The following is a 19,103-nucleotide window of genomic DNA, read 5'->3' on the forward strand; positions in this document are numbered from 1 at the left end:
CGCATGGCATCGACCAACGACCTGAAGAACGGCATGGTTCTCTCCATCGACAACGGGCTGTGGTCCGTCGTGGAGTTCCAGCACGTCAAGCCGGGCAAGGGCCCCGCCTTCGTGCGGACCAAGCTGAAGAACGTCGAGTCCAACAAGACCGTCGACAAGACCTTCAACGCCGGCACCAAGGTCGAGACCGCCACGGTCGACCGCCGCACCATGCAGTACCTCTACAACGACGGCACGTCGTACGTCTTCATGGACATCAGCACCTACGACCAGCTCGAGATCGCGCCGGAGATCGTCGGCGACGCCGCCAACTTCCTGCTCGAGAACAACGAGGCCATCGTGGCCACCAACGAGGGCCGGGTGCTCTTCATCGAGCTGCCGCCCTCGGTCGAGCTCGAGATCACCTTCACCGAGCCCGGCCTCGCCGGCGACTCGGCGACGGGTCGCACCAAGCCCGCGACCCTCGAGACCGGGCACGAGATCCAGGTCCCGCTCTTCATCAACCAGAACGAGAAGGTCAAGGTCGACACCCGCGACTCCTCGTACCTGGGCCGCGTCAAGTCGTGACCGCCTGATGTCGGCACGGACCAAGGCGCGCAAGCGCGCCCTCGACGTCCTGTTCTCCAGCGAGCTGCGCGACGAGACCCCGCTCGAGGCCCTCGAGCGGGTGCTCGCCGACGGCGAGCGCCCCACCACCGAGTACACCGTCACGCTGGTGCGCGGGGTGGCCGAGCACCAGGCCCAGATCGACGAGCTGCTCTCGTCGTACTCGCAGGACTGGACGCTGTCGCGGATGCCCGCGGTGGACCGCAACGTGCTGCGCCTGGGAGTCTTCGAGCTGCTGCACGTCGACGACGTGCCCGACGCCGTCGCGGTCTCCGAGGCGATGGCCCTGGTGCGCGAGCTGTCGACCGACGAGTCGCCGCAGTTCGTCAACGGGGTCCTGGGCACCATCCAGCGCAACAAGCCGAGCATCCTCGGCGCCTGAGCCCGGCCCCCGGCCCAGGGGGGTGACCCGGCACCACCGGGGGTGGGGTCCATGCTGGTCGCATGAGCGAGCAGCAGAGCACGGACGTTGACCTCGTCGTCGTCGGGCTCGGGCCCGGCGCCGAGTCGCTGGCCACCGGGGCCGCCGCGGCCGGCCTGCGGGTCGTCGCGGTCGACAAGCACCTGGTGGGCGGCGAGTGCCCCTACTACGGCTGCGTGCCGTCGAAGATGATGCTGCGCGCCGCCGACAGCCTGGCCGAGGCCCGCCGCGTCTCGCAGCTCTCGGGCGAGGCGCAGGTCGTGCCGTCCTGGGCGCCGGTGGCCCGGCGCATCTCCGAGGAGGCCACCAGCGGCTGGGACGACCAGATCGCGGTGCAGCGCCTCGAGGACGCCGGCGTCACCTTCCACCACGGCGTCGGGCGCCTCGACGGCCCCGGTCGCGTGGTCGTCACCCTGCCCGACGGCGCCACCCGCGCCTACGAGGCGGCCCGCGGGGTCGTGCTCAACCCCGGCACCCGCCCCGCCGAGCTGCCGATCGAGGGTCTCGCCGGCACGCCGTACTGGACCAACCGCGAGGCGGTGCAGGCCACCGAGCTGCCCGGCTCGCTGATCGTCGTCGGCGGCGGCCCGATCGGCGCCGAGATGGCCCAGGTCTTCCAGCGCTTCGGGGTGCGCGTCACCCTGCTCGAGGCCGGCCCACGCATCCTGGGCCCCGACGAGCCCGAGGCCGCGCAGGTCCTCGAGGAGGTCTTCGTCGAGGAGGGCATGCGCGTGATGACCGGGGTGGAGATCACCTCGGTGAGCCACGCCGACGGCGGCTTCGAGATCACGCTCGGCTCCGGCGACACGCTGCGCGCCGACAAGCTGCTGCTCGCAGCGGGCCGCACCCCCAACCTCGACGACATCGGCCTCGAGACCGTCGGTCTCGACCCGCAGGCCCGCACCGTCGAGGTCGACGAGCACCTGCGCGCCGGCGAGCGGCTCTGGGTGATCGGCGACGTCACCGGCAAGGGCGCCTTCACCCACGTGGCGATGTACCAGTCGGCGATCGCGCTGCGCGACATCACCGGCCAGGACGGGCCGCCCGCGCAGTACCACGCGGTGCCGCACACCACCTTCACCGATCCCGAGGTCGGCGGGGTCGGCCTGACCGAGGAGCAGGCGCGCGAGGCCGGGCTGCGGGTGCGCGTCGGCACCGCCCCGATGGAGTCGTCCTCCCGCGGCTGGCTGCACGGCCCCGGCGGCCGGGGGCTGGTCAAGGTCGTCGAGGACGCCGACCGCGGCGTCCTGGTCGGCGCCACCGCGATGGGACCCTCCGGCGGCGAGGTGCTCGGCTTCCTGGCCGTCGCCGTGCACGCCGAGGTGCCCGTCGAGACCCTGCAGCAGATGATCTACGCCTACCCGACCTTCCACCGCACCATCGAGACCGCCCTCGGCGCTCTGGAGGAGACCCGATGAACCGCTCCGCGTCCGACCTCGGCCACCAGGCCGAGGACCACCGCTGGGTCGACCACGCGGCGCGAGCCGGCATGGTCGCCTACGGCGTCGTCAACCTGCTCATCGCCTGGCTGGCCCTCCAGCTGGCCTTCGGCGACCGCGAGGGCAGCACCTCCAGCAGCGGCGCGATGTCGCAGCTGGCCCAGCAGCCCTTCGGCAAGGTCCTGGTCTGGCTGGTGGCGGTCGGGATGCTGCTGCTGGTCGGCTGGCGCGCCATCGAGGCCGCCTTCGGCCACGACGACGAGGACGGCGCCAAGCGCACCGCCAAGCGGGTCTTCTCGGGCGGCAAGGCCCTCATCTACCTGGCCATCGCGATCTCCGCGATCCGGGTGGCCACCGGGTCCAGCGGCGGCGGGGGCGGCGGCACCGACTCCACGACCAAGAAGCTGATGGACCTGCCGGCCGGCCAGACCCTGGTCTTCCTCGTCGGCGCCGGCATCGTCGGCTACGGCATCTTCCAGATCTACCACGCCTGGAGCGGCAACTTCCGCGACAACCTGACCGCCGAGGGCGAGCGCGGCGGCTCCGGCACGGCGTACGTCGCCTTCGGCACCGCCGGCTACACCGCCAAGGGCATCGCCATCGGCATCGTCGGCTCGCTGTTCCTGTACGCCGCGTGGACGCACTCGGCGAAGAAGTCCGGCGGCCTCGACGTGGCCCTGCAGAAGGTGCTCCAGCAGCCCTTCGGCCCGTTCCTGCTCGGCGTCCTGGCCCTGGGCATCGGCGCCTACGGGCTGTTCTGCTTCGCGCGAGCCCGGCACCTGTCGCGGTGAGCAGCACCCACCGCGTCGTCGACGTCGTCGTCCTCGGCGTCGGCTCCGGGGGCGAGCACGTCGCCCGCAAGCTGGCCGCGGCCGGGCTGCGGGTCGCGGCCGTCGACTCCCGGCTGGTCGGCGGCGAGTGCCCGTTCTACGGCTGCACGCCCTCCAAGCTGCTCATCCGCGCGGCCGACGCCCTGGCCGAGGCGCGGCGCGCCGACGACCTCGGCGGCCGGGTCGAGGTGCGCGCCTCCCTCGGGCCCGCCGCACAGCGGATCCGCGAGGCCACCCACGACTGGCACGACGACGACCACGCCGGCACCCTGGAGGAGGCCGGGGTGCGCGTCGTGCGCGGCCACGGCCGCCTGGCCGGCCCCGGGGTCGTCGAGGTCGACACCCCCGGCGGGCTGAGCCGGCTCACCGCCACCCGCGGCGTGGTGCTGAACACCGGCACCGAGCCGACCGTGCCCGACGTCGAGGGCCTCGCCGGGACGCCGTACTGGACCAACCGCGAGGTGCTGACCGTCTCGGAGGCGCCGGCCTCGCTGGCGCTGGTCGGCGGCGGTCCGATCGGCGTCGAGATCGCCCAGGCGCTGCACCGCTTCGGCACCGAGGTCACGATCGTCGAGGCCGGCCCGCGGCTGCTGGGCTCGGAGGAGCCCGAGGCCGGCGACCTGCTGGCCCAGGTGCTGCGCGAGGAGGGCGTCGACGTGCGCACCGGCGCCGACCTGACCCGGGTCGAGCACGACGGCGAGCGCTTCCACCTGCACGTCGACGGCGAGCAGGTCGTCGTCGAGAGGCTCCTGGTGGCGGCCGGCCGCGCCGAGAACCTGGGCGACGTGGGGCTCGACACGGTGGGCCTGGACCCCGCCGCCGACCACGTCGAGGTCGACGAGCGGATGCGCGCCGGCGAGCGGCTGTGGGCGGTCGGCGACATCACCGGCAAGGGCCCGTGGACCCACGTCTCGCTCTACCAGGGCGAGCTGGTCGTGCGCGACGTGCTGGGCGACGACGAGGGGCCGTGGGCCGACTACCGCGCGGTGAGCCGGGTGACCTTCACCGACCCCGAGGTCGGCGCGGTCGGGCTGACCGAGGCCCAGGCGCGCGAGCAGGGCATCGACGTGGTCGTCGGCACCGCCGACCTCGCGCGCGGGCCCCGCGGGTGGATCCACCAGGCGCAGGGGCTCGTCAAGGTCGTCGCCGACCGCGAGCGCGGGGTCGTGGTCGGCGCGACCACGATGGCGCCGTACGGCGGGGAGGTGCTGGGGCTGCTGAGCACCGCGGTGCACGCGCAGGTGCCGGTCGCGGTGCTGCGCACGATGCACTTCGCCTACCCGACCTTCCACCGCACCATCGAGGTGGCGCTCAAGGAGACCGGTCTGTAGCTGGTGTGACCGGGGCACCATCGGGGAAGGAACCCCTCAGCACCCCCATGGCTGAGGAGGAAGCATGACCCAGGGGCACTTCCAGGGCCGTTCGGACACGAGCGACCGGCTCTACACCCGCGAGGAGCTCGACCGGTTCGCCGCCGGGGTCGGCGACCCGCTGACCGACCCCCTGGGACCGCCGCCCAGCTGGACGCCTGAGGAGGTGTCGGAGGCGACCCGGGAGGTACCGGTCGTGGCGCCCGCGGCGCCCCCGGCGCCCGCGGCACCCGCGGCACCCGCCCGCGCGGAGGAGCCGCGCCGCTTCATGACCGCGACCGACTTCCTCGACCGGCGCGCCGAGGAGACCGGCCAGGGCCCCGCGACGTGGGGCTGGCGCGGCGTGCTCAACCGGATGGGCGCCCGGCTGCCGATGGGCCCGGCCGAGCAGACCCACGAGCAGCAGCGCTCGGTGATCCAGCGCGACTTCGACGGCCCGCGCACCATCGCCTTCATCAACCCCAAGGGCGGCGCCGCCAAGACCACGGGGGTGCTGGCGGCCGGCTACACCTTCGGCACCGTGCGCGGCGGCGGCGTGGTCGCCTGGGACAACAACGAGACCCGCGGCACCCTGGGCATCCGGGGCACCCGCAGCACCCACCGCAACACCACCCGCGAGCTGCTGGAGGACCTGGGCCGCTTCAGCGACGTCTACCAGTCGCGCATCGGCGACCTGGGGGCGTTCGTGCGCTCGCAGGGCGACGCGCACTTCGACGTGCTGGCCTCCGACGAGCGCCCCGACGTCACCGGCATGATCCACGCCGACGACTTCGCGGCCGTGCACGCGCTGCTCGAGCGCTTCTACCGCATCATCCTGGTCGACACCGGCAACAACATGCGCGCCGAGAACTGGCTGGCCAGCGCCGAGCAGGCCGACCTGCTGGTGGTCACCAGCACGGTGCGCGAGGACACCGGCTACTCGGGGCTGTGGATGCTCGACGCGCTGCAGGACGCCGGGCACACCGACCTCAAGCACAAGTGCGTCACGGTGCTCTCCGACCCCTCGCCGAAGGTCGACGACAAGCTCGCGGCCGACCTGGTCGACGTCTACGAGCAGCGCACCCGCGCGGTCTACCGGGTGCCCTACGACCCGGCCCTGGTCGCCGGGTCGGTGGTCCCGTACGCCGAGCTCTCGGCCGCCACGCGCCGCTCCTGGCTGGCGGCGTGCGCCGGGATGGCCGAGTCGCTCTGAGCGAGCCGTCGCGGGCCGGGAACAACGGCACGCACCGCGGTGCTGGGCCTGGCATGCGAGCAGTCGTCTACAGCCAGACCGGTCCCTCCTCCGTGCTCTCCGTCGAGGAGCGCCCGCTGCCCGAGCCCGGGCCGGGCGAGGTGCGGGTGCGCGTCGTGCGCGCCGGGGTCAACCCGACGGACTGGAAGTTCCGCGCCACCGCCATGAACGGCCCCTGGGACGAGGTGGTCCCGGGCCAGGACGCCGCCGGCGTCGTCGACGCCGTCGGTGAGGGCGTCGAGGGCTTCGACGTCGGCGACCGGGTCTGGACGATCCTGGCCCAGTGGGCCCGCCCCGGCGGCACCGCCGCGGAGCACACCGTGCTGCCCACGGCCTGCGTGGTCCCGCTGCCCGACGAGGCGTCGTACGACCTGGGTGCCTCGCTGGGCGTGCCCGCCGTGACGGCGCACCGCGCGCTGACCGCCGGCGAGGGCGCCTCGCGCCTGGCCCCCGGCACCCTCGCGGGCAGCACCGTGCTGGTCGCCGGCGGTGCCGGCGCGGTCGGCAACGCCGCGATCCAGCTGGCCGTGTGGGCCGGGGCCACCGTGGTCACCACCATCAGCAGCGACGAGAAGGCCGACCTGGCGCGCGCCGCGGGCGCCCACCACGTCGTGAACTACCGCACCGACGACGCCGCCGCCCGCATCAAGGAGATCGCCCCGCAGGGCGTCGACCTGGTCGTCGAGGTGGCGCTGGCCGAGAACCTCGCGCTCGACGTCGAGGTGCTGCGCAACCGCGGCACCGTGGCCTACTACGCCGACAACGGCGGCGCCGAGGCGACCCTGCCGGTGCGGGCGAGCTTCGCCAAGAACCTGCGCCTGCAGGGCCTGCTGCTCTACACCCTGGGCGAGGACCTGCTGGCCGCCGCCGCCGAGGACGTCAGCGCCGCCGTGGCGGCCGGGGCCCTGCGCGTCGGCGCCGAGGTCGGGGTGCCGCTGCACCACTACCCGCTTGAGGAGACCGCCGCCGCCCACGACGCCGTCGAGGCCGGCGCGGTCGGCAAGGTGCTCATCGACGTCGCGACCGACTGAGCCGACGACTGAGCAGGCTCAGTCGGTCTTCGCCGCGCCCCAGCCGTGCCAGCGGTCGATGCGCATCCACGCGCTGGTGCGCGGCGACTCGCGGTCGGGGTAGTCGCGCCCGCCGTAGTGCTGCGAGAGCCGGTCGATGTCGACCAGTCCCTCGTCGGGCTGGATCTCGACGACCTCGCCGATCAGCGTCACGTGGGTGTACCAGCTGTCCGCGTCGAGCACCGAGAGGCTCAGGCGGGGGTCGCGGCGCAGGTGCCCCAGGCGCACCCGGGTGTCGTCCATGTTGACCAGCACCGTGCCGGCGCGCGGGCCCTCGGTCTCCAGCAGGTACCAGGTGGGCACCGTGACGGGCGTGCCGTCCTTGCGCAGCGTCGCCACGACGCTCGGGTTGGGTCGACGCAGCAGGTCGACGACGTCGTCGGGAAGGGGAGCAGTGGACATGTTTCCAGCCTAGGCGAGCCCCGACCCGCGTAGGCTCCGGCTCGTGCTGCACGAACGCGACCGGACCGGTTGGTCGGACTCGTCGGCACGTGACGTCCTGCAGCTGATGGTCGAGTCGGTCGCGGAGCTGGTCGGCTTCCGGGTCGCGGCGCTCTCGGTGGTCCTCGACGGCCAGCTCGTCACCACGGCGTACACCGGCCCGGTCGAGAAGGATGAGGACGCCTGGGCCAGCGACCCGGTCTCGGTGCTCGATCAGGTCCTGGCGGTCGCCGAGCCGCGCGGGCGGCTGCACTTCATCGACGGCGAGGCCACCGGCGGCGACCTCGCCGGGCACTGGGTGGTCACCCTCGAGGAGCAGGGCGAGGGCCCCGACGCCTGGCACCCCTACGACGGCCTGATCGGGGTGCTGCGCGACGACGACGGGACCCCGGTGGGCGTCCTCTCGGTCGACCAGCCGGTCTCCGGGCGCCGTCCCGACGAGGCCCAGACCCGGCTGCTGGAGCGCTACGCCGCGCAGGCCGAGCGTGCGGTGCTGACCACCCTGGAGCGCGAGGCGCTGCTGCAGCGCGTCGAGCACGCCGAGCGCGCCCGCAGCCTGGTGCGCAGCGCGGCCCTGGGCAGCCACGGGTCCCTCGACGAGGTCGTCGAGAGCACCCACGCACCCCTGGTGGAGGGGTTCGCCGCGACCGCCTCGTGGGTGCAGGTGGGCCGGGGCGACGACGCCGAGGGGTGGACGGCCGAGGACCGGGCGCGGCTGCGGGACGGCAGCGTGGTGACGCTGCCGCCGGTGGTGCCGGCCGTGGCGCGCCGGCTCGCGCCGCTGCTGTGGGCGCGCCAGGAGGTGCTGGTGCTGGACCCCACCCTCGACGGCGCCCTGCCCGAGCACCTCCTCGACGCCCTGGACCTGCCCGAGGAAGTGGTGCGGGAGGCAGGGGAGGGCCTGTCGTGGCTCGGCCCGGCCCGGCTGCTGGGTGTGCCGCTGGGTGCCGGCACCGAGTCCGTGGGCTTCCTGATGCTGACCCGCCGCAGCCAGGACCCGGCCTGGTCGCCGGCCGAGACGGCCGCTGCGCTCGAGCTGGGCCACGACCTCGGATCGGCGCTGACGACGGTCTGGGCCCTCGAGCGGGAGCGCCGGGTGGTCCACGAGCTGCAGGAGCTGGCCGAGGAGCGGGCCCGGCTGGTGGCCACCCTGACCCACGAGCTCCGCACGCCGCTGACCGTGGTGGCCGGCAACCTGGAGATGCTGGAGGACCTCGGGCTGCGGCCGGAGGCCGAGCGCCACCACACCGCCCTGGCCCGCGGCACCGCGCGGATGCAGCAGATCGTCGACGACATGCTGCTGCTGGCCCGGGTCAGCGACCCCACCCACCCGCTGCTGGCCGTCGACGTCGACGTCACCACCGTCGTGGCGGGCATCGAGGCCCTCATCGCCCCCACGGCGCGTGCCGAGGGCCTGCGGCTCGAGGTCGACGTCGAGGGCGAGGACCTGGTCGTGGCCGGCGACCCCGACGAGGTCGACCGGGCGCTGGGCAACCTGGTCAGCAACGCGGTCAAGTACACCGCCGCGGGCGGCACGGTGCGCGTGGGCGCGCACCGCGAGGGCGACCTGGTGGTGCTCGAGGTCGGCGACGACGGCATCGGCATCAGCGACGACGACCAGCGCCGGCTCTTCCGGGCCTTCTACCGCAGCAGCAACCCGGCCGCGCTGCGCCAGCCCGGCACCGGGTTGGGCCTGGTGACGGTGGCCCACATCGCCGAGCGCCACGGCGGCAGCGTGGGCGTCAGCTCGGTGCTCGGCGAGGGGACGGTCTTCACGCTCCGGCTGCCGGCGGCCCACTGCTAGGGTGCTCCCGATCGACATCCTTTAACGAGCCGTCCCGTGAGGCGGAGAAGGAGGTCCGGCCACGTGAGTGCGCCTCCCGAGACCACCGACGAGGGCCGCGTGGTCCTCGATGCCCGTGACATCGCCCGGGCGCTGACCCGCATCTCCCACGAGATCCTCGAGCGCAACAAGGGCTCCGAGGACCTCGTGCTGCTGGGAATCCCGACCCGCGGTGTGGGCCTGGCCCGGCGCGTCGCCGACCGGATCGCGGCCACCGAGGGCGTCCAGGTGCCGGTCGGCTCCCTCGACATCACCCTCTACCGCGACGACCTGCGCAAGCAGCCGGCGCGCGGCCCGCAGCACACCGAGGTGCCGCCCGGCGGCATCGACGGGCGCACCGTGGTGCTCGTCGACGACGTCCTCTACAGCGGCCGCACCGTGCGTGCGGCGCTCGACGCGATGCGCGACCTGGGCCGCCCCGACGTGGTGCGCCTGGCGGTGCTGGTCGACCGCGGCCACCGCGAGCTGCCGATCCGCGCCGACCACGTCGGCAAGAACCTGCCGAGCGCGCGCACCGAGCGGGTCATGGTCCGCCTCGAGGAGTACGACGGCCACGACGAGGTGCGCATCGCCGGCAGCGGTCCCGACGGGGGGAGCCAGGCGTGAGGAAGCACCTGCTCTCCATCGACGACCTCTCCGTCGACGACATGGACACGATCTTCGCCACCGCCGCCGAGATGCACGACGTGCAGCGCCGCGAGGTCAAGAAGCTGCCCGCGCTGCGCGGGCGCACGATCATCAACCTGTTCTTCGAGGACTCCACCCGGACCCGCTCGAGCTTCGAGATCGCCGGCAAGTGGCTCTCGGCCGACACCATCAACATCACCGGCAAGGGCAGCTCGGCCTCCAAGGGCGAGAGCCTGCGCGACACTGTGCTGACCATCACCGCCATGGGCGTCGACGCCCTGGTGATGCGCCACGCCGCCAGCGGCTCGGCGCTCCAGGTCTCCCAGTGGGTCGACGCCAGCGTCATCAACGCCGGCGACGGCACCCACGAGCACCCCTCGCAGGCGCTGCTCGACGCCTACACGCTGCGCCGCACCCTCGGCACGCTCGAGGGCAAGCGGGTGCTGCTGGTCGGCGACCTCACCCACAGCCGGGTCTTCCGCTCCAACGTCAAGTGCCTGACCCGCCTGGGCGCCGAGGTCACGGTCGTCGCGCCGCCCACGCTGATGCCCAGCGGCGTCGACACCTGGTCGCGCGAGGCCGGCTTCGCGACGTCGTACGACCTCGACGAGGCGCTGCCGAAGGCCGACGCGGTGATGATGCTGCGGGTGCAGCGCGAGCGGATGAGCGGCGGGTTCTTCCCCAGCGCGCGGGAGTACACCGTGGGCTACGGGCTGACCCGCGACCGCCTGGCGGTGCTCGGCCCCGACGTCCCGATCTGCCACCCCGGCCCGATGAACCGGGGCCTCGAGATCGCCGCCGACGCCGCGGACGCCGCGCAGTCGCTGGTGCTCGACCAGGTCTCCTCGGGGCTGGCCGTGCGGATGTCGATCCTCTACCACCTGCTGGCCGGCGAAGGAGCCTGATGATGACCGAGCAGACCCCGGGCACGATCCTCCTGCGGGGCGCCTCGCTGCTGGGCGAGCGCAGCGCCGACGTGCTGGTCGTCGACGGCGTCATCGCCGAGATCGGCAGCCTCTCGGCCGAGGGCGCCCGCGTCGTCGACGCCGACGGGCTGGTGGCCCTGCCGGGCCTCGTCGACCTGCACACCCACCTGCGCGAGCCGGGCCGCGAGGACGCCGAGACGGTCGTGACCGGCTCGCGCGCCGCTGCGATGGGCGGCTTCACCGCGGTGCTGGCGATGGCCAACACCTCGCCGGTCACCGACACCGCCGAGGCCGCCGAGCGGGTCCACGACCTGGGCCTGGCCGCGGGCCTGGTCGACGTGCAGCCCGTCGGCGCCGTCACCAAGGGGCTCGGCGGCGAGGAGCTCGCCGAGCTCGGGCTGATGGCCCGCTCGCGGGCCCGGGTGCGGGTCTTCTCCGACGACGGCCGCTGCGTGGCCGACCCGCGCGTGATGCGCCGCGCGCTGGAGTACGTCAAGGCGTTCGGCGGGGTCGTCAGCCAGCACTCCCAGGACCCCGACCTCGCCGGGCCGCAGTCGTGCTGCCACGAGGGCGAGCTCTCCGGGCGGCTGGGCCTGCCCGGCTGGCCCGGCGTCGCCGAGGAGGTCATCGTCGCGCGCGACGTGATGCTCGCGCGCCACACCGGCTCGCGGGTGCACGTCGCGCACGCCTCGACCGCCGGCACCGTCGAGGTGCTGCGCTGGGCGAAGTCGCAGGGGATCGCCGTCACCGCCGAGGTGACCCCCCACCACCTGCTGCTGACCACCGACCTGCTCAGCGGCTACGACCCGACGTACAAGGTCAACCCGCCGCTGCGCCCGGCCGAGGACGTCGAGGCGCTGCGCGCCGCGCTGGCCGACGGCACGATCGACGCGGTGGCCACCGACCACGCCCCGCACGCGCGCCACGACAAGGAGCACGCGTTCGTCGACGCGGCCTTCGGGATGCTCGGGCTCGAGACCGCGCTGCCGGTGGTGGCCTCGGTGATGGTGGAGAGCGGACTGATGACGTGGGCCGACGTGGCCCGGGTGATGTCGACGACGCCGGCGGCGATCGCCGGGCTCGAGGGCCACGGTCGAGGCCTCGAGGTCGGCGCGCCGGCCAACATCGTGCTGGTCGACCCCTCGGCCGACCTGACCGTCGACCGCGACGCCTCGGTCTCGCTCTCGCGCAACAACCCGTGGCACGGGCGCACCTTCGGTGCCGCCGTGCGCCACACGCTGCTGCGCGGGCGGCCGACGGTGCTCGACGGGTCGCTGGTCTGAGCGGTGCCGACCTGAGCGGCGCCCTGCAGCGGCTGCTCGCCGACCCTCCGGACCTGCCGGTCGTCGGCGGGCTCGACGCCCTGCGCGCCGCGCTCGCCGAGCGGGGCAGCGCGGTCGTGCAGGCCCCGCCGGGCACCGGCAAGACCACGATGGTGCCGCCGGCGGTGGCGGCGCTCTGCGAGGGCCGGGTCGTGGTGACCCAGCCGCGCCGCATCGCGGCACGGGCTGCGGCGCGCAGGCTCGCGTCGCTGCTCGGCGAGCCGGTCGGGCAGACGGTCGGCTACGCGGTGCGCGGCGAGCGGCGCACGTCGGCGGCGACCCGCATCGAGGTCGTCACCACCGGCCTGCTGCTGCGGCGGCTGCAGCGCGACCCCGAGCTGCCCGGCGTGGGGGCGGTGGTGCTCGACGAGGTCCACGAGCGCGGCCTCGACGCCGACCTGGCGCTGGCGCTGCTGGTCGACGTGCGCGCGGTGCTGCGCGAGGACCTGCTGCTGGTGGCGATGTCGGCGACCGTCGAGGCGGGCCGCACGGCGGCGCTGCTGGGGGAGCGGCCGGTGCCGGTCGTCGACGTGCCGGGGGCCCTGCACCCGGTCGAGCGGCGCTGGGCGCCGCTGCCGCCGGGGGTGCAGCGCCTCGACGACCGGGGCGTCACCCCGGCCTTCCTCGACCACGTCGCGGCCACGACGAGGGTGGCCCTCGGCGAGGGCTCGGGGGACGTGCTGGTCTTCGTGCCTGGCGTGGCCGAGGTCGACGGCGTCGTTCGCCGCCTGGCCGGGGTCGAGGCCGACGTGCGGCCGCTGCACGGCCGGCTGGGCGGGGAGCAGCCAGGACCTGGCGCTGGGTCCCGGGCCGCGGCGCCGGGTCGTGGTCTCGACCGCGGTCGCGGAGTCGTCGCTGACGGTGCCGGGGTGCGCTCGGTCGTCGACGCCGGGCTCTCGCGGGAGCCGCGCACCGACCACCGGCGCGGCCTGGGTGGGCTGGTCACCGTGCGGGTGTCGCGGGCGGGCGCCGAGCAGCGGGCCGGTCGCGCGGGGCGAGAGGGCCCGGGGCGGGTGCACCCGTGCTGGTCGGAGGCCGAGCACGCCCACCTGCCCGCGCACCCCGAGCCCGAGATCGCGGTCGCCGACCTGACCGGGCTGGCGCTGGAGCTGGCGGTGTGGGGGAGCCCCGACGGTGCGGGCCTGGCCCTGATGGACCCGCCACCGGCACCGGCGCTGGCGACGGCGCGCGCCACCCTCACCGACCTCGGCGCGGTGGACGCCGCCGGCCAGGTCACCGACCGCGGCCGCGCGATCGCCGGGGTGCCGGTCGACCCGCGGCTGGCCCGCGCCCTGCTCGACGGGGCCGCGCTGGTCGGGGCGAAGCGGGCCGCGGAGGTGGTGGCGATGCTCTCGGAGGACGTGCGCCCGCCCGGCGGCGACCTGGTCGCGGGGCTGCGCTCGCTGCGCCGCGGCGGACCCGGCTCAGGACCGTGGCGCGCTGCCGTGCAGCGGCTGTCGGGGTACGTCGAGGAACCGCGCTCACCGGCCGAGCGGCTCACCGACGACCTGGCGGTGGGTCTCGTGGTGGCCCTGGCGCACCCCGACCGGGTGGCGCGCCGCCGCCCCGGCGGGACGGCGTACCTGATGGTGGGCGGGACGGGCGCGACCCTGCCGCGCGGGGAGTCGGCGCCGGGGCTGGAGTGGCTGGCGGTGGCCGACGTCGACCGGCGGGCGGGGGAGCGGGAGGCACGGGTGCGCTCGGCGGCCCCGATCGACGCCGACCTGGCGCTGGAGGCCGCGGCCGCCCGGTGGGGCGAGGACGACGAGGTGACCTGGCGCGAGGGCCGGGTGGTGGCGCGCAGGGTGACCCGGCTGGGCGCGATCGAGCTGGCGTCGTCACCCCTGGCTGAGCCGCCGGTGGAGGCGGTCGGGGCGGCCGTGCGCGAGGGGCTGCGGCGCGACGGGCTCGACGCGCTGCCCTGGAAGGAGTCGGCGCGCGAGCTGCGGGCGCGGCTGGCGTTCCTGCACGCGGCGGTGGGGGAGCCGTGGCCCGACGTGGGTGACGAGGCGCTGCTGGCGGGCGTGGACAGCTGGCTCGACCTGTCGCGGGTGCGCTCGGGGCGTGACCTGGCGAGGCTGGACGTCGTCTCGGGGCTGCGCGGGCTGCTGCCCTGGCCCGAGGCGGCCCGGCTCGACGAGCTGGCGCCCGAGCGGGTCGTCGTACCCAGCGGGTCGGCGGTGCGGGTCGACTACGCCGACCCCGGGCAGCCGGTGCTGGCGGTGAAGCTGCAGGAGGTCTTCGGGTGGGCGGCGACGCCGCGGCTGGCCGACGGCCGGGTGCCGCTGCTGCTGCACCTGCTCTCCCCGGCGCGACGCCCGCTGGCGGTGACCGCCGACCTGGCGTCGTTCTGGGAGTCGGCCTACCCGGCCGTGCGGGGCGAGATGCGGGGGCGCTACCCGAGGCACCCGTGGCCCGAGGACCCGTGGAGCGCGCCGGCGACAGCGAGGACGAAGCGGCGCGACAGCACCTAGGGTGGCGCCATGATCTCGGTGCTGCTGCTGGCCTTCTCGGGGCCGAACGACCCGCCTGCCAAGTGCTTCCGCACGAACGAGTTCGGCGACCTGCCGACCTGCACGTACAGCGGGGGTGAGTGGGTGCGCAGCTACCCGTCCTCGGGGTTCGGCCCGGGGCCCGGCGGGGGCGGCGGCTTCGAGGGCGTCTTCGTGCTGTTCTTCGTGGTCGCGCTCGTCGCTGGCGTGGCCGGCACGGTCTGGAAGGTCTCGACGGCCCGGCGGATGGCGCGGGAGTCGGGGATGAGCGAGCGCGACGCCACGGCGATGTCGCTGCTGAGCGACGACGGCTTCGAGGCGACGTACCTGGCCTCGAACCTGCGGGGGCGCCCGACGACGCCGATCCCGGCGGCGACCCCGGGTCGCTCCACCGCCGACCGGTTGCGCGAGCTCGACAAGCTGCGCGCCGAGGGCCTGGTCAGCGACGAGGAGCACGAGACCGCGCGGCGGTCGATCCTCGAGGAGCTGTGAGGTTCAGCGCGCGCGGTAGGTGAGGTGGCCGCCGGTCACCTGGGTGCCGCGGCGCAGCCCGTCGCGGTAGGACAGCTCGATGCCGCGGACCTCGACGACGCCGGGCTGCGCGGCCTGCACGCGGATGACGAGCTCCTGGTAGGGCTCGCCCCCGCCGACGACGAGGCGGGTGCCGTCGGTGACCCGCTCGAACGTGGAGCAGACGTCGGTGGGCGCCGTGCGCTGGCTGCCGACCCCGACGGCGCCCTGGCCCGGGTCCACCTCGCAGAGGTAGACCTCGAGGTCGGCGTCGGCGGTGTTCTTAGCGACCACCGGGGTGGCCGAGCGCAGCTCGAGCTCGCGGCGCTCCGCGTCGAGAGGTGGGCTGACGAGCCCGGCGTAGTAGGAGGTGCCGACCTCCTCACGGGCGGTGGACAGGGAGTAGCCGCCGGCGTCGCCGAAGACGTCGGGGTGGGTGACCCACCAGGCTGCACCGCCGGCGCCGAGCGCCAGGGCCAGGCCGACCGCCGTCCAGCGGAACCGGTGGCTGGTCGTGCTCTCCATGTGACCTCCTGGGTCAGCGGGCGCGGTGGGTGAGGTAGCCGCCGGTCAGCTCGGTGCCGCGTCGCAGGCCGTCGCGGTAGGACACCTCGGCGCCCTTGACCTTGACCACACCACGTCGGGTGGTGCGCACCTCGAGGACGAGCTGTTGGTGGGGGGAGCCCTTGCCGGTGAGGAACCGGGTGCCCTCGGTGACGGGCTCGAAGGTGCTGCAGGTCTTGGTCGGCGGCACTCGCTGGGCCATGACGCTGCCGAACCGGGCGTCGGGGTCGATCTCGCAGAGGTAGACGGTGAGCTCGGCATCGGCGGTGTTGGCGCGGACGACCGGTCTGACCGATCGCAGCTCGAGGTCGCGACGCTCGTCGTGCAGCGAGGTGGTGACGATCCCGAAGTACATGGTGCGCCCGCTGTCACGCTCGGAACGGAAGCCGTAGCCGCCCACGTCGTCGAACACGTCGGGGTGCGTGGCCCACCAGCCGGCGCTGCCGACGCCGATGAGCAGCGCTGTGACCAGCGCGAGCGGCCAGGCGCGGCGGCGTACCCAGTGCAGGGTGGTGCTCCCCATGGTTCCTCCCGAGATGAGGGTGGGCGCAGCGTAGCCCGACGGCTCAGGCGGTGAGGACCCAGTGGCCGGGCCACTGCTCGACCCAGGTGGGTTGGGGTGGGAGGAGGCCGGGTGGGTCGGGGGCGCGGGAGTGGGTGGTCTGGCCGGCGGGTGAGGTGATCTCGACGTCGTGGGGGTCGAGGTCGTAGTGGTGCAGCACTTTGTGGTGCCAGCCGGGTTCTTCCTTGAGCTGGTTGCAGGCTGCGCAGAGGCCTTGGCCGTTGAGGGTGCTGGTGGGGCCGCCGGCGTGGTCGGGGGTGATGTGGTCGTGGTGGCGGATGGGGGCGTTGCACCACGGGGTGCGGCAGGTGCGGTCGCGCAGGGTGATGAACTGGCGCAGCAGTCCGTCGAAGGTCCGGCTGGTGGATTCCATGGCGACGAGCTGGTCGGTGTCGGCGAAGAGGCGGCGTACCCGGGTGCCCATTTCGGGGGCGCAGGCCAGGAGGTTGCGGGCCACGGAGGCGGGGATGGGTCCGCCGGCGCCGCCGTACATGGGCACGACCTCGGCCGGCTCGTCGGCGTCGGAGCCGTCGCCGAGGAGTGCTTCGGCGGAGATCACGATGTTGAGGGCGATGGGGGTGTGGGTGGCGGTGATCTGGCCGGTCAGGCGGGCCACGAACAGGTCGGCGATGATCTGGGCGTGGGTGCGGTCCTCGTCGGGTTGGGCCTTGAGCTGGGTGGCGCGTTGGTGCAGGGACTGCATGACCGCGGCCGCTTGGACATCGGAGATGACGGCGGTGATCTGGGCGGTGCCGTCCTCGCGCCGTTGGTAGGTGAGGTGGCGGTTGCGGTGGGCGCGTTCGCGGCGCCGGGCTGCGGCGTGGTCGTCGAGGCGGATCGCGATCCGCTGCGCGGCGAGTCGTAGCGCCCGATCCCCCAGGGGTGCGCCGGTGGCGAGGAGCTCACCCAGGGCGGTGTCGAAGGCGGGACGCAGCGCGGAGTGGACGTGGTCGGCCTCGGTGGCGAGGATCTCGGCGCGGTGCTCGTTGATCAGCCCGTCATCGAGCGCGGCGAGCACGTGGGGCAGGTCATCGACCAGGGTGCAGGCCATCGCGCGCAGCCGGGCACCGCGGTGTGGTGACTCGTGGCGTGCGAGCGCGACCTGCGCACCCACCGACCGATCACTGGCGTCGGCCTGGAGGTCGTCGAGGTGCGCGGTCAACCTGGCCTGGCGAGCCGCCAGGTGCGCTTTCAGCGACTCCAGCTCCTCCAGCATCGCGACACACTCACCCGCGGTGGCGGGGAGGGCGTCGCTCGAGGTCATGTCCTCGACCCTAGACGCGACCACCGACAACGACGTCCGACCGAGCCCGGCTCTCCACACACCGGGCGCTGCGGTCACTTCGCCGCGTTGCCCCGCCTCGGGTACATGCACGAAGAGCCCCGGCCGCGCGTGCGGTCGGGGCTCTTCGGGGTGGAATCAGGAGACGCGGACGTTCTCCGCCTGGGGGCCCTTGGGCCCCTGAGCGAGGTCGAACTCGACCTTTTGGTTCTCGTCGAGCGACTTGTAACCGCCGGACTGGATGGCCGAGAAGTGAACGAACACGTCCTCGCCGCCCCCGTCCTGCGCGATGAAACCGAAGCCCTTGTCGGCGTTGAACCACTTGACAGTTCCCTGAGCCATGATCTGTTCCTTTGCTCGGTACCGAGAGCAATGTGCTCTCAAGCCGCTGAAGACATCCACCTGTGCTGATGTCCAGCGAACCGAAAACCAGGAGTGCAAGATACGAGCCGCGACATCTTGCGCGGCCAGGACGGCTCGCAGAGCCATCCCTTCAACAGGACCCACCATAGGGCATCGGTCGCGAGTCCTGGGTGTTGGCGAAAACTTGTGCAAGCCAGGCGAATGTCCTCGCGCTGCTTCACTCGCACCAAACCGCCGTCTGCTGGCGACGGAGGAGCCTCGGGCTCTAGACGTGGGGCGCGCCGGCTGTCGCTGTTCGCGCCGAGATCACCAAGCGTATCTGGCTTTACGTCCGAGGTGCGGCTCCCCATCTGCAGGTGGGATCACCGTGTAACCAGCGTCGCGGAGCTCGGCGGCCGCCACTGACGCCATCGCACGGACCGCGGCGCGGGTCTGAATCGCGCGCCATTCCGCCCGTCTCTCGTCGACGGCGTCCTGCCAACCGTCAAGGCTGTCGAACCCGCACTCGGTTATGACGAACTGAACGACATCCTCGAGGTCAGGACGAAAGCGAGCGCCTCCCGTAGGCAAGTGGAGAGCGGACATGTCGTGCGAGCGCCCATGGCCAGTACGGGTAAGCAGATGACTGAGGGTGCCCCGTTCAGCATGCACCTGGATGTGTGAGTGTGGAGCCGTGCGAGAGTCATAGTTGTACTCGAACCGAAAAAGCGGCGACCGGTCACGGGTAGACACGATCCACAGCTTCGAGGTGTCGACGGCAAGGTACTTCCGGGTGCTGTCGGACCGGCATGAGTAGTTGATCCGCAACCAGGCGAGCGGCGTGCCGTCCACGTGGAGGGGGACGCCGCCCTGCTCACCCGTTTGACCGTCCGGTCGGATTCTGACCTTCCCTCCAACCACGCTCACTCGCATACTTGGCGCGTCCGGAAGGCATTGCGTGAGGAGTGTCCCGATCTTGTCGCTGAAGCTCCGTGCTTGATCCTCCAGCGAGGCGTCGGCGTCACTCACCGAGGAGGTATCCCAGTTCCTCAACCTCGGCCCAAGCTGACCACTCTTCGCCCACCAGCTCACCGGACGCTGCTCGTTCGGCAAGCTCCTCCGCCGACAGTCCGACGGCATTAAGGATCGCATCACGCTGTCGCTGAACTTCTTCCCGAGTCGGGTGATCGATGGTGGTCATGGCAAAACCGTAGACCGGAGGACC

Annotated in this window: 20 protein-coding genes; 13 read left to right on the forward strand and 7 right to left on the reverse strand. The window is 73.6% G+C overall.

Annotated features, from left to right (window positions below; all coding sequences use genetic code 11):
* Nucleotides 1-3 precede the first annotated feature (3 nt).
* From efp to H0S66_RS16735, 7 genes are all read left to right on the forward strand, one after another.
* Nucleotides 4-567 carry an elongation factor P gene (efp, locus tag H0S66_RS16705; protein ID WP_179616371.1) on the forward strand — a complete coding sequence of 188 codons (564 nt, stop codon included), beginning with the start codon at nt 4-6 and terminating at the stop codon, nt 565-567.
* A 7-nt stretch (nt 568-574) separates the two neighbouring features.
* Nucleotides 575-988, forward strand: coding sequence for a transcription antitermination factor NusB (gene nusB / locus H0S66_RS16710; RefSeq protein WP_179616372.1), 414 nt, complete (start codon nt 575-577; stop codon nt 986-988).
* A gap of 62 nt (nt 989-1,050) precedes the next feature.
* Complete coding sequence (locus tag H0S66_RS16715) at nt 1,051-2,445, forward strand: dihydrolipoyl dehydrogenase family protein (protein ID WP_179616373.1); 1,395 nt, start codon at nt 1,051-1,053, stop codon at nt 2,443-2,445.
* A complete protein-coding gene (locus tag H0S66_RS16720; protein ID WP_179616374.1) occupies nt 2,442-3,257 on the forward strand; it encodes a DUF1206 domain-containing protein in 816 nt (271 codons plus the stop codon). Before H0S66_RS16715 ends, H0S66_RS16720 begins: the two co-directional genes overlap by 4 nt.
* On the forward strand, nt 3,254-4,627 hold the full coding sequence (locus H0S66_RS16725; RefSeq protein ID WP_179616375.1) for a dihydrolipoyl dehydrogenase family protein: 1,374 nt from the start codon (nt 3,254-3,256) through the stop codon (nt 4,625-4,627). The genes H0S66_RS16720 and H0S66_RS16725 overlap by 4 nt, the downstream gene beginning before the upstream one ends.
* Nucleotides 4,628-4,691: 64 nt before the next feature.
* Complete coding sequence (locus tag H0S66_RS16730; RefSeq protein WP_179616376.1) at nt 4,692-5,858, forward strand: MinD/ParA family ATP-binding protein; 1,167 nt, start codon at nt 4,692-4,694, stop codon at nt 5,856-5,858.
* A gap of 53 nt (nt 5,859-5,911) precedes the next feature.
* On the forward strand, nt 5,912-6,928 hold the full coding sequence (locus tag H0S66_RS16735; protein WP_179616377.1) for an NADPH:quinone reductase: 1,017 nt from the start codon (nt 5,912-5,914) through the stop codon (nt 6,926-6,928).
* 18 nt (nt 6,929-6,946) lie between these two features.
* On the opposite strand, the gene H0S66_RS16740 is transcribed toward H0S66_RS16735, so the two are convergent.
* Entirely contained in the window at nt 6,947-7,369 is a 423-nt protein-coding gene (locus H0S66_RS16740) for a PPOX class F420-dependent oxidoreductase (protein ID WP_179616378.1), read from the reverse strand.
* 43 nt (nt 7,370-7,412) lie between these two features.
* On the opposite strand from H0S66_RS16740, the gene H0S66_RS16745 reads away from it, so the two are divergent.
* From H0S66_RS16745 to H0S66_RS16770, 6 genes are all read left to right on the forward strand, one after another.
* Nucleotides 7,413-9,212 carry a sensor histidine kinase gene (locus H0S66_RS16745; protein ID WP_179616379.1) on the forward strand — a complete coding sequence of 600 codons (1,800 nt, stop codon included), beginning with the start codon at nt 7,413-7,415 and terminating at the stop codon, nt 9,210-9,212.
* 63 nt (nt 9,213-9,275) lie between these two features.
* Nucleotides 9,276-9,857 (forward strand): bifunctional pyr operon transcriptional regulator/uracil phosphoribosyltransferase PyrR, encoded by a 582-nt coding sequence (gene pyrR / locus H0S66_RS16750; protein ID WP_179616380.1) that lies wholly within the window; start codon nt 9,276-9,278, stop codon nt 9,855-9,857.
* Nucleotides 9,854-10,783, forward strand: coding sequence for an aspartate carbamoyltransferase catalytic subunit (locus H0S66_RS16755; protein ID WP_179616381.1), 930 nt, complete (start codon nt 9,854-9,856; stop codon nt 10,781-10,783). The genes pyrR and H0S66_RS16755 overlap by 4 nt, the downstream gene beginning before the upstream one ends.
* A 2-nt stretch (nt 10,784-10,785) precedes the next feature.
* A complete protein-coding gene (locus tag H0S66_RS16760; protein WP_218876358.1) occupies nt 10,786-12,087 on the forward strand; it encodes a dihydroorotase in 1,302 nt (433 codons plus the stop codon).
* Complete coding sequence (gene hrpB / locus H0S66_RS16765) at nt 12,003-14,600, forward strand: ATP-dependent helicase HrpB (RefSeq protein ID WP_258016961.1); 2,598 nt, start codon at nt 12,003-12,005, stop codon at nt 14,598-14,600. Before H0S66_RS16760 ends, hrpB begins: the two co-directional genes overlap by 85 nt.
* Nucleotides 14,601-14,609: 9 nt before the next feature.
* Complete coding sequence (locus tag H0S66_RS16770; RefSeq protein WP_179616383.1) at nt 14,610-15,110, forward strand: SHOCT domain-containing protein; 501 nt, start codon at nt 14,610-14,612, stop codon at nt 15,108-15,110.
* Nucleotides 15,111-15,113: 3 nt separating this feature from the next.
* On the opposite strand, the gene H0S66_RS16775 is transcribed toward H0S66_RS16770, so the two are convergent.
* The 6 genes from H0S66_RS16775 to H0S66_RS16800 form a co-directional block, all read right to left on the reverse strand.
* Nucleotides 15,114-15,653 (reverse strand): hypothetical protein, encoded by a 540-nt coding sequence (locus H0S66_RS16775; RefSeq protein ID WP_179616384.1) that lies wholly within the window; start codon nt 15,651-15,653, stop codon nt 15,114-15,116.
* 13 nt (nt 15,654-15,666) lie between these two features.
* Complete coding sequence (locus tag H0S66_RS16780) at nt 15,667-16,215, reverse strand: hypothetical protein (protein ID WP_179616385.1); 549 nt, start codon at nt 16,213-16,215, stop codon at nt 15,667-15,669.
* 43 nt (nt 16,216-16,258) lie between these two features.
* Nucleotides 16,259-17,518, reverse strand: a complete 1,260-nt coding sequence (locus H0S66_RS16785) for an HNH endonuclease (protein WP_179616386.1) — start codon at nt 17,516-17,518, stop codon at nt 16,259-16,261.
* Nucleotides 17,519-17,674: 156 nt separating this feature from the next.
* Nucleotides 17,675-17,878, reverse strand: coding sequence for a cold-shock protein (locus H0S66_RS16790; RefSeq protein ID WP_101523180.1), 204 nt, complete (start codon nt 17,876-17,878; stop codon nt 17,675-17,677).
* Nucleotides 17,879-18,205: 327 nt separating this feature from the next.
* On the reverse strand, nt 18,206-18,907 hold the full coding sequence (locus H0S66_RS16795) for a hypothetical protein (RefSeq protein ID WP_179616387.1): 702 nt from the start codon (nt 18,905-18,907) through the stop codon (nt 18,206-18,208).
* On the reverse strand, nt 18,900-19,079 hold the full coding sequence (locus tag H0S66_RS16800) for a hypothetical protein (protein ID WP_179616388.1): 180 nt from the start codon (nt 19,077-19,079) through the stop codon (nt 18,900-18,902). Before H0S66_RS16800 ends, H0S66_RS16795 begins: the two co-directional genes overlap by 8 nt.
* Nucleotides 19,080-19,103: the final 24 nt, after the last annotated feature.

The sequence above is a fragment of the Nocardioides marinisabuli genome (assembly GCF_013466785.1).
GTDB lineage: Bacteria > Actinomycetota > Actinomycetes > Propionibacteriales > Nocardioidaceae > Nocardioides > Nocardioides marinisabuli.

Coding starts and splice junctions, on each gene's coding strand:
- H0S66_RS16790 (WP_101523180.1), bottom strand. CDS start 17,878: ATGGCTCAGGGAACTGTCAAGTGGTTCAACGCCGACAAGGGCTTCGGT.
- H0S66_RS16800 (WP_179616388.1), bottom strand. CDS start 19,079: ATGACCACCATCGATCACCCGACTCGGGAAGAAGTTCAGCGACAGCGT.
- H0S66_RS16730 (WP_179616376.1), top strand. CDS start 4,692: ATGACCCAGGGGCACTTCCAGGGCCGTTCGGACACGAGCGACCGGCTC.
- H0S66_RS16760 (WP_218876358.1), top strand. CDS start 10,786: ATGACCGAGCAGACCCCGGGCACGATCCTCCTGCGGGGCGCCTCGCTG.
- H0S66_RS16715 (WP_179616373.1), top strand. CDS start 1,051: ATGAGCGAGCAGCAGAGCACGGACGTTGACCTCGTCGTCGTCGGGCTC.
- nusB (WP_179616372.1), top strand. CDS start 575: ATGTCGGCACGGACCAAGGCGCGCAAGCGCGCCCTCGACGTCCTGTTC.
- H0S66_RS16775 (WP_179616384.1), bottom strand. CDS start 15,653: ATGGAGAGCACGACCAGCCACCGGTTCCGCTGGACGGCGGTCGGCCTG.
- H0S66_RS16780 (WP_179616385.1), bottom strand. CDS start 16,215: ATGGGGAGCACCACCCTGCACTGGGTACGCCGCCGCGCCTGGCCGCTC.
- H0S66_RS16735 (WP_179616377.1), top strand. CDS start 5,912: ATGCGAGCAGTCGTCTACAGCCAGACCGGTCCCTCCTCCGTGCTCTCC.
- H0S66_RS16785 (WP_179616386.1), bottom strand. CDS start 17,518: ATGACCTCGAGCGACGCCCTCCCCGCCACCGCGGGTGAGTGTGTCGCG.
- H0S66_RS16740 (WP_179616378.1), bottom strand. CDS start 7,369: ATGTCCACTGCTCCCCTTCCCGACGACGTCGTCGACCTGCTGCGTCGA.
- H0S66_RS16720 (WP_179616374.1), top strand. CDS start 2,442: ATGAACCGCTCCGCGTCCGACCTCGGCCACCAGGCCGAGGACCACCGC.
- H0S66_RS16770 (WP_179616383.1), top strand. CDS start 14,610: ATGATCTCGGTGCTGCTGCTGGCCTTCTCGGGGCCGAACGACCCGCCT.
- efp (WP_179616371.1), top strand. CDS start 4: ATGGCATCGACCAACGACCTGAAGAACGGCATGGTTCTCTCCATCGAC.